7 protein-coding genes are annotated in these 7,104 nt (G+C 32.8%); 4 read left to right on the top strand and 3 right to left on the bottom strand.

What is annotated here, in order from left to right:
* Window positions 1-111 precede the first annotated feature (111 nt).
* Complete coding sequence (locus EKM05_RS11870; protein WP_126555532.1) at window positions 112-1,641, bottom strand: S10 family peptidase; 1,530 nt, start codon at window positions 1,639-1,641, stop codon at window positions 112-114.
* A 197-nt stretch (window positions 1,642-1,838) separates the two neighbouring features.
* On the opposite strand from EKM05_RS11870, the gene EKM05_RS11875 reads away from it, so the two are divergent.
* Window positions 1,839-2,384 (top strand): hypothetical protein, encoded by a 546-nt coding sequence (locus EKM05_RS11875; protein ID WP_126555535.1) that lies wholly within the window; start codon window positions 1,839-1,841, stop codon window positions 2,382-2,384.
* A 191-nt stretch (window positions 2,385-2,575) separates the two neighbouring features.
* Here the strand turns inward: EKM05_RS11875 and EKM05_RS11880 are convergent, their stop codons facing one another.
* Window positions 2,576-2,971, bottom strand: coding sequence for a response regulator (locus EKM05_RS11880; RefSeq protein WP_126555538.1), 396 nt, complete (start codon window positions 2,969-2,971; stop codon window positions 2,576-2,578).
* Entirely contained in the window at window positions 2,968-5,808 is a 2,841-nt protein-coding gene (locus EKM05_RS11885) for a PAS domain S-box protein (protein ID WP_126555541.1), read from the bottom strand. Before EKM05_RS11885 ends, EKM05_RS11880 begins: the two co-directional genes overlap by 4 nt.
* 378 nt (window positions 5,809-6,186) lie before the next feature.
* Between EKM05_RS11885 and EKM05_RS14500 the strand changes: the two genes are divergently transcribed.
* From EKM05_RS14500 to EKM05_RS11895, 3 genes are read left to right on the top strand one after another with little or no spacing between them, the layout of a single operon-like run.
* Entirely contained in the window at window positions 6,187-6,336 is a 150-nt protein-coding gene (locus EKM05_RS14500; RefSeq protein ID WP_199742828.1) for a hypothetical protein, read from the top strand.
* 12 nt (window positions 6,337-6,348) lie between these two features.
* The gene (locus EKM05_RS11890; protein WP_126555544.1) at window positions 6,349-6,591 is read left to right on the top strand and encodes a hypothetical protein; all 243 of its coding nucleotides are present in this window, start codon (window positions 6,349-6,351) and stop codon (window positions 6,589-6,591) included.
* Window positions 6,592-6,608: 17 nt separating this feature from the next.
* Entirely contained in the window at window positions 6,609-6,989 is a 381-nt protein-coding gene (locus EKM05_RS11895) for a YchJ family protein (protein ID WP_126463319.1), read from the top strand.
* The last annotated feature ends 115 nt before the right edge of the window (window positions 6,990-7,104 follow it).

Genomic DNA, 7,104 nt, shown 5'->3' on the forward strand with positions numbered 1-7,104 from the left:
GTTTTACCCATAAATGCCGTTACGTATTTTATATTAGCCAATGTATATGTAAAAAATAAAAAAGGCTGTTCAAAATAATTTTGAACAGCCTTTTTAGAAATTTTTTATCCACTAATATTTTGCCGACTCTCCGGCTTTCGGCAAGGATTGTTTTATAAATTGTCTGATATCCTCGTTGGCAGTTTCTAAATCTACTTTTCTCAAATACATCATGTGTCCACTTCTGTAACCTTTCCAGGACATTCGATCTTTTAGTCTTCCGCTTGGATCCATTTGCCACATGTTGTATTTTGAATTGAAATAATCACAAGCCCCGTCATAATAGCCGGACTGAACCATTACATGCAAATACGGATTTTGAGCCATGGCTTGACGCAGGTTTTCTCCGGTTTTATCATTGGAATCATCCCAAGGCCGCACAGAACCAAACATATTGTATTTGAAATCGGTTTTGTAATTCAAATTATTGCGCAAGTACATATTGATGGCAGGAGTAAAGGAGTGGAGCCAAGAAGTAAGTTCGGCATTAAAATCAGGACTGTCACCAGCGGTTTTACGGTCAATTCCTTTGTAACGAGAATCTAATCTTCCTACGGTAAATCCTTGATCGCGCAACAATTCTTTCCAGAAATAATCATAGGGAACATCTAAATTATTTTGTGTAACCACTTTTTCCGAAAGCCCGGAATAGCGCGCAATTTTGGACGCCATTTCTTTTCTTTTTTGATCGTCCAATGCGCCTCCTTTGCTCATTGCGGGAAGCAGTTCATTTATGGTAAATTCTTCTACTTCAGGCAGCATATCCGTTAAATCTTTGTTCTGTAAATCAGCAGGTAATTTTTTGTGGAACCAAGCCGTAGCAGCAAAATAAGGCAGTTTCAGTGCAGCTTCAGAAGCGACTCCACGAGTGATTCCCAATTCAGTTGGCGATACTAAAATAACGCCGTTCAAATACATCCATTCACTGTTTTGTAATTCTAGTGCCAATCCGGAAACACGCGTAGTACCATAACTTTCACCAATGAGATATTTGGGTGAAGCCCAACGATTGGTTCGGGAGACAAATCCATTAATCCAATCAGCAAGGTATTTAATGTCGGCATTTACACCAAAGAATTTAGTGGTTGGTATTTCTTTACTTGTTGCTCTTGAATAGGCGGTATTAACAGGATTTACAAAAACAATATCGGCAACATCCAATATCGAATATGGATTTTCCTTGATTCCATAAGGCTGTAACGGATAGCCTTCATCATCAATATTAATTAAAGTGGGACCCGTATAGGCAATCTGCATCCAAACCGAAGCGGAACCTGGACCGCCATTAAAGGAGATGACTAAAGGGCGGGCAGCACGATCTTTTACATCAGAACGCTCATAATACGTGTAAAATAATCCGGCAATTGCTTTTCCATCCTCATCCCAAACCGGCATCGTCCCAGTTGTGGCTTTGTAAGGCACTTTTTGACCTTTGATAGTTGTGCTGTGTTCTGTTATGACCTGCGAATCCGGATTGAAAATAAGATTTGCAGCTGAATATTCTTCTTTTGGAGCAGGAGTAGCTGCTGGTGTTTTTGATGGTTGGGCATGCATTGTCGTAAAAAATCCAACTAAGAGCAACGATAGTACTGTTTTTTTCATAAAGAGATCGGTTTGAGGTGTTTTTAACAACAATTTTTTGATAAAATTTAATTTCACTAATGTATTGTTTTTTATTGGAGCATCTATAAAAGAATGCAGAATTATGATTTTAATGCGTTTGACCTGTCATTCAAGCACCTGGAATAGGAATCAAATAACTGTTGTGTTTGCCCTGATTTTCTGATTACCTTTGCATCATGGATAAAATTTTTCGTCCCAACCCTAATTCTTTCAAAAATACTTTCTGCGTATTTGATGAAATTTCTATTGATGCTATAAATGGATTGAAAATTCAGTATGACAGCAAATCGGGCAGTAAATATTATTATACTAAAACGGGAATGTATCGGTTGTCCAATCATTGGGGACGATTAGCTAATAGCAAATGGCGATTAGAACCTTTAGAACCAGAAACAATTTCTAAAATTAAATTGGGTTATGCTTCTTGGGATCGTTTTTATCCAGATAATGCTATAGAAGAACTCTATTATTTAGAAGCAAATTATCTAAAGAAAACAGTCAATTACCAACACAGAAATAATCCAAAGTATGATAAAAAAGCGATCTTGAGAACCAGTTTTGAAACCACTAAACGCATCAAGCAGATCCGGAATTTATTCAATCTGACTTCGTGGGCTAACTATTTTGATTGCGACGATATTGATCTTTTGAGAGAGAAAATTATCAATCAATTAATTCTTACCACTAAAACTTTAGAGGAAATAAAAAAAGAATTTATTTGATGCCAGCCACGGAATCATCTGAAAAATATTGATTTTTCGCCTTTTAAGTAATAACCATGGTATAATGTCGTGTTTTAAAATCAGGATAAAATTATGTAACAATCTGATTTAAAGTCGTTTTACTTAAAGTTAATTCTTTTGACTTTACGACTTTTAAACTTTCGACTTACTTAATAGACTACTTCGTGTTTTTAATCACATAAAGAAATCAATAATAAATCATTAGTAGTGATAGGTTTAGACAGGTATCCCAGAATATTTTCATATGATTTAGATTTGTTTTTATCTTCAACTGCAATGGAGGAACTCACGATATACACAATGATTTGTTTATCAAATAAAGGTTTTATAAGTCCCATTTCTTCCATAAATTCCCAGCCGTCCATTATTGGCATATTAATATCCAATAAAATGATATCCGGAAGTGCAGCATTATTTTCTACAGCAATATGAAGATGGTCAATTGCTTCTTTTCCATTTTTGAATGATGAAACCCTCGAAAATATTTCGGATCTTTGAATTATTTTATTTACGATAATTTGGTAAATGGCATCATCATCGACTATCCAGATTGCTTTTTTTGTCATTGAATATAGATTTTAAATGTTGTTCCAATATCGGGTTCACTTTCCACGGTGATATTTCCTCCCATAGCATCAATTTTATTTTTAGTAATAAACAATCCAATTCCTTTTGAATCAGAATTAGGGGTAAAGGTCTTGTACATTCCAAAAATTTTATCGGCATTTTTAACCAAATCAATCCCAATGCCGTTATCCGAAATTTGAAGGACTTTCATCTCGTTTTCTATAACCAAAGTAATTTTTATGATGGGTTTTCGCGAGGGATGTCTGTAACGAATAGAATTTGAAATAATATTATAAAGTATGCTTTCCAGATAAGCCGGATTATAATTTATCATTATTTGATCTGAAATGGCTGAAATAATAGTGACTTCATGGGCCATAATTTGTTCCGAAAGTACATTTTGTGTTATCTGAATGTACTGTTTTAGGTTCAAAGGTTCGGATACTAAACCAATATTTGTGCTTATGTTTACGACTTCATTCAGGTGTAACATGGTTTCGTTCAGCGAACTAGAGACTGTTTTTAAAAGTTCCATCATTTCCGCTCTTTCTTCTTCGGATTCTGAGGAGGTGATTAATCCTATAATTGAAGTAATATTGCTAGTATGTGATCTTAAGTTATGAGAAACGATATAGGAAAAATTCAGCAATCTTTTATTTTGTTCCGTAACAAGAGTAAAGGATGATTTTAACTCTTTTTCAGCTTCTTTTGTTTTAGTAATATCAATCATAATGCCTTGTAATCTTGCTACTTTACCATTTTCAATGACAACATTTGCGATGTCACGCAGCCAAACTACATCCCCATTTTTGGCAACCATCCGATACTCAAAATCAAGGTCTGCCTTGTCATTTATTTGTATAGTACAATAATTCTGAACCCATTCACTATCTTCTAAATAGAGATGGTCACTCCAAAAAGTAGGGCTTTTAAGCCATTCTTCAGGGGTATAACCTAATATGTTTTCAACTTTCTGACTAATGAATTTAAAAGTAAGATCAGTAACACCGCATTCCCAAACAATTCCGTCAATGGTATTGATCAGCGATTTAATTCTTTGTTGGGAATCTATAATTATTTTTTCAGAGTATTTACGATCAGTAATGTCTTGTGTGGAAACAATGATTCGTTCAAATGTTTTTTCATAACCACGAATAACATTCCATCTTAAGTTAATGTCCCGTAATTTGCCTTCTGAATCTTTTATTACGGTTTCAATAATAAATTGTTTGTTATATTGAGTAATTGAGACCAAATTTTTTATGAAATCTTCTCTGGACTTCATATTAAACAATTCTCCTTTAATACTTATTAATTCCTCTAATGAGGAAACCTTATAAAGCAACAAGTTAGCTTTGTTAACATTGATAACTTTAATTAAAGAATGACATTTGTCAACAACTGCGGGATTATTGTTGAAATATTCTGTTACCTTTTCTTTGTTTTCTCCAAACAAATTTAATTCCTCCAGATATTTTTTAACATCTAAAAAATCCTCTTCTCTAAGAGGTAATGGAGAGTCCAGAAAAAGGCTTTTGAACCGGTCTTCACTTTTTTTGATTAATTGCTCCGCTTCTTTTTTTATTGAAATATCCTCTATAATAGCGATATTAGTGGATGCTATTTTATTTTTTTTATAGAGTGCTGATACCGTAAGATTGACCCAAAGAATAGTACCAGATTTTGTAAAATACCGTTTTTCCACTGAATACTCAGTAATTTCACCATTCCGGAGTTTTTCAAGTTTTATTAAATCTTGTTCTAAATCATCGGGGTGCGTTACTGATTGGAAATTTAAGTGTTTCATTTCCTTTTCAGAATATCCTAATAATTGGCAATATTGGTTATTGATTTCCATAAAATTACCGGTTAAGGAATTTATGTGCGCTATTCCTACAGGTGCCTGATCAAATATGGCTTCAAATTTTATTTCAGAATTCAATAATTTTATGGCCTGAGTATTTACAAGAGACAGCAATTCTTTTGGTATTTTCAGCACTATAAATAGTAAAACACCAAAAAGCGCAGCAAAAAATACACCAATAATTCCAGGAATTAAAATTTGAGGATAGAGGTAATTCTCGTGTTTTGATATCAGATATAATTTCCAGTTGCCATCCGGAATAGAAGTTGAAATAGTATAATTTTTTGAAAATTCAGTTCTAATGGGCAAATAGAAAATTTCTTTTTGTTTTTCAATATCAAATTTTGAAAACTGGAAGTAATATTTAGAATCATCAATATCTGTTATCCCTGAAGTTTCTAAAAAAGTTTCTAATGTAATGATAATGGCTGAAAATCCCCAAAATTTATTGTTTTCAAATACTGGAAACCGTCCTATAATTCCCATTCCGCCTTGTTTTAATTTCAAAGGCCCGTCAAAATACATTTTTTGGGTTTTTATAGATTTTAAAGATTCCTTTTTTTGATGGGGTGCTGTTAAAACATTTAATTCTAAGGATGCTTCATTTCCTTTTAAAGGATAGATGTACTTAATTATTCCATTAGGAATCAGCAAAATTGCACTGATGTCGGTATTTGTTTCAATCAGTTTTTTACTTACGGAGTCAAAATTTTCAGGAACACCTTTGTCATTGATGGTCAGTGCTAATGTTAACGTTGAAGTGTAACAGTTTTTAAGCGATTGATGAATGTTTTGACGAACAAAATGAAGAATAGTATTCATTTCGCGTTGTTCATCTTCTTTTATTAGTTGGTATTGCTGCCAAACGATGAAACCAGTGAGACAACTTAAAATGAGAAATGTCATGAAGCCCATTGTCCTGGGCTTGTCTATAAACCATCGGATGAATTTATTATGTTTTTTTTTAGACATTATGTAGTATTTTTAGTAGGTTTTTGGGGCAATATCATTAAAAAAATAAATATATAAAAAATAAAGATTAAAGTATATTTTTTTTTTGGATTTAGTTGCAGTATTAATTTTGTGTTTTATATGTTTTTTAGTGTATTTACAGTATTTGCCTCATAATCTTTGATATCAAAAAAAATGATTTTCGCAAAAAAAAAGTACACTACGGAGAAGATATTTCAAAGCCCATTTGAAAATTTAAAGCGTAAAGTAGCCTGTTGACAATTAAAAGAAGCACTATCAAACTAAAAACAATTTTAATTTCAATAATTAAACCGAACTTTGCAGTAGTTTTTGAATCGAAAAATTGATTCAACATTTGATAATTTAGAGCGCAAGAGCATGAGTAGAAATAACGAAAAAAATATTAAAAAACACAACGATAAGTTGCACAAAGCGCAGGATAAATTAAAACAAGCTGAAATGCTGCGCAAGGAAAAACTAAAGCAAATCACTAAAAAATTTAATGAAGATAAGGCTTCAGAAAAATAATGTAACTACATCATGGAAAAAAATAAATTTAGCGAAGTAAAAAGTGGCGTTCAGCAAATAATAGATTTTATTGCTAAAAAAAATGCCCGGGAAGCCAATACTAAATTAACAGAAGTTAGCGAGCAATTAGATGAACTCCTGGATTTTGCCGAAGAGGATGAAGACCTAATGGAGATAAGCCGCTATCAAGTCTTGTTGAACCAGTTGCATCAAAAAATAGTAGGGTTAAATGGACAGGCAACCGAATCCATTTAGACGAATTTTATCAAAGAATGATCAAAAATAAATGTTATTGCGGTTTTGATAAAAATTTCCAGGATTGTTGTGAACCCATTATTAATGGAGTAAAAAAAGCGACTACTGCGGAGTCTTTAATGCGTTCCAGATATTCAGCTTATGCAACGCATCAAGTAGATTATTTGTTAGCCACGACCCATATTACGGTGAGAAAGCAGCATTCTAAATCTGAAATTCTAAATTGGGCCACCTCAAATAAATGGCAGCAATTGGAAATTATAGAATCCACAGAGAACACGGTAGAATTCAAAGCTCATTTTTTAGACACCAAACTTCATAAACAAATTCATCATGAATTTTCTACTTTCAAACTTGAAAATGGATGTTGGTTTTATGTGGACGGACAATTTTTTTAGGTAGCTTTTTTTGGACTTTATCGTTTTTAACTAAAAATTTTTAGTACATGACAAAAAAGATATTTCATTGAAAACCAATTAAATAAGCAACAATAAAATAGGATAAAAGACTGAT

Source organism: Flavobacterium sp. GSP27, from assembly GCF_003970395.1.
Classification (GTDB): domain Bacteria; phylum Bacteroidota; class Bacteroidia; order Flavobacteriales; family Flavobacteriaceae; genus Flavobacterium.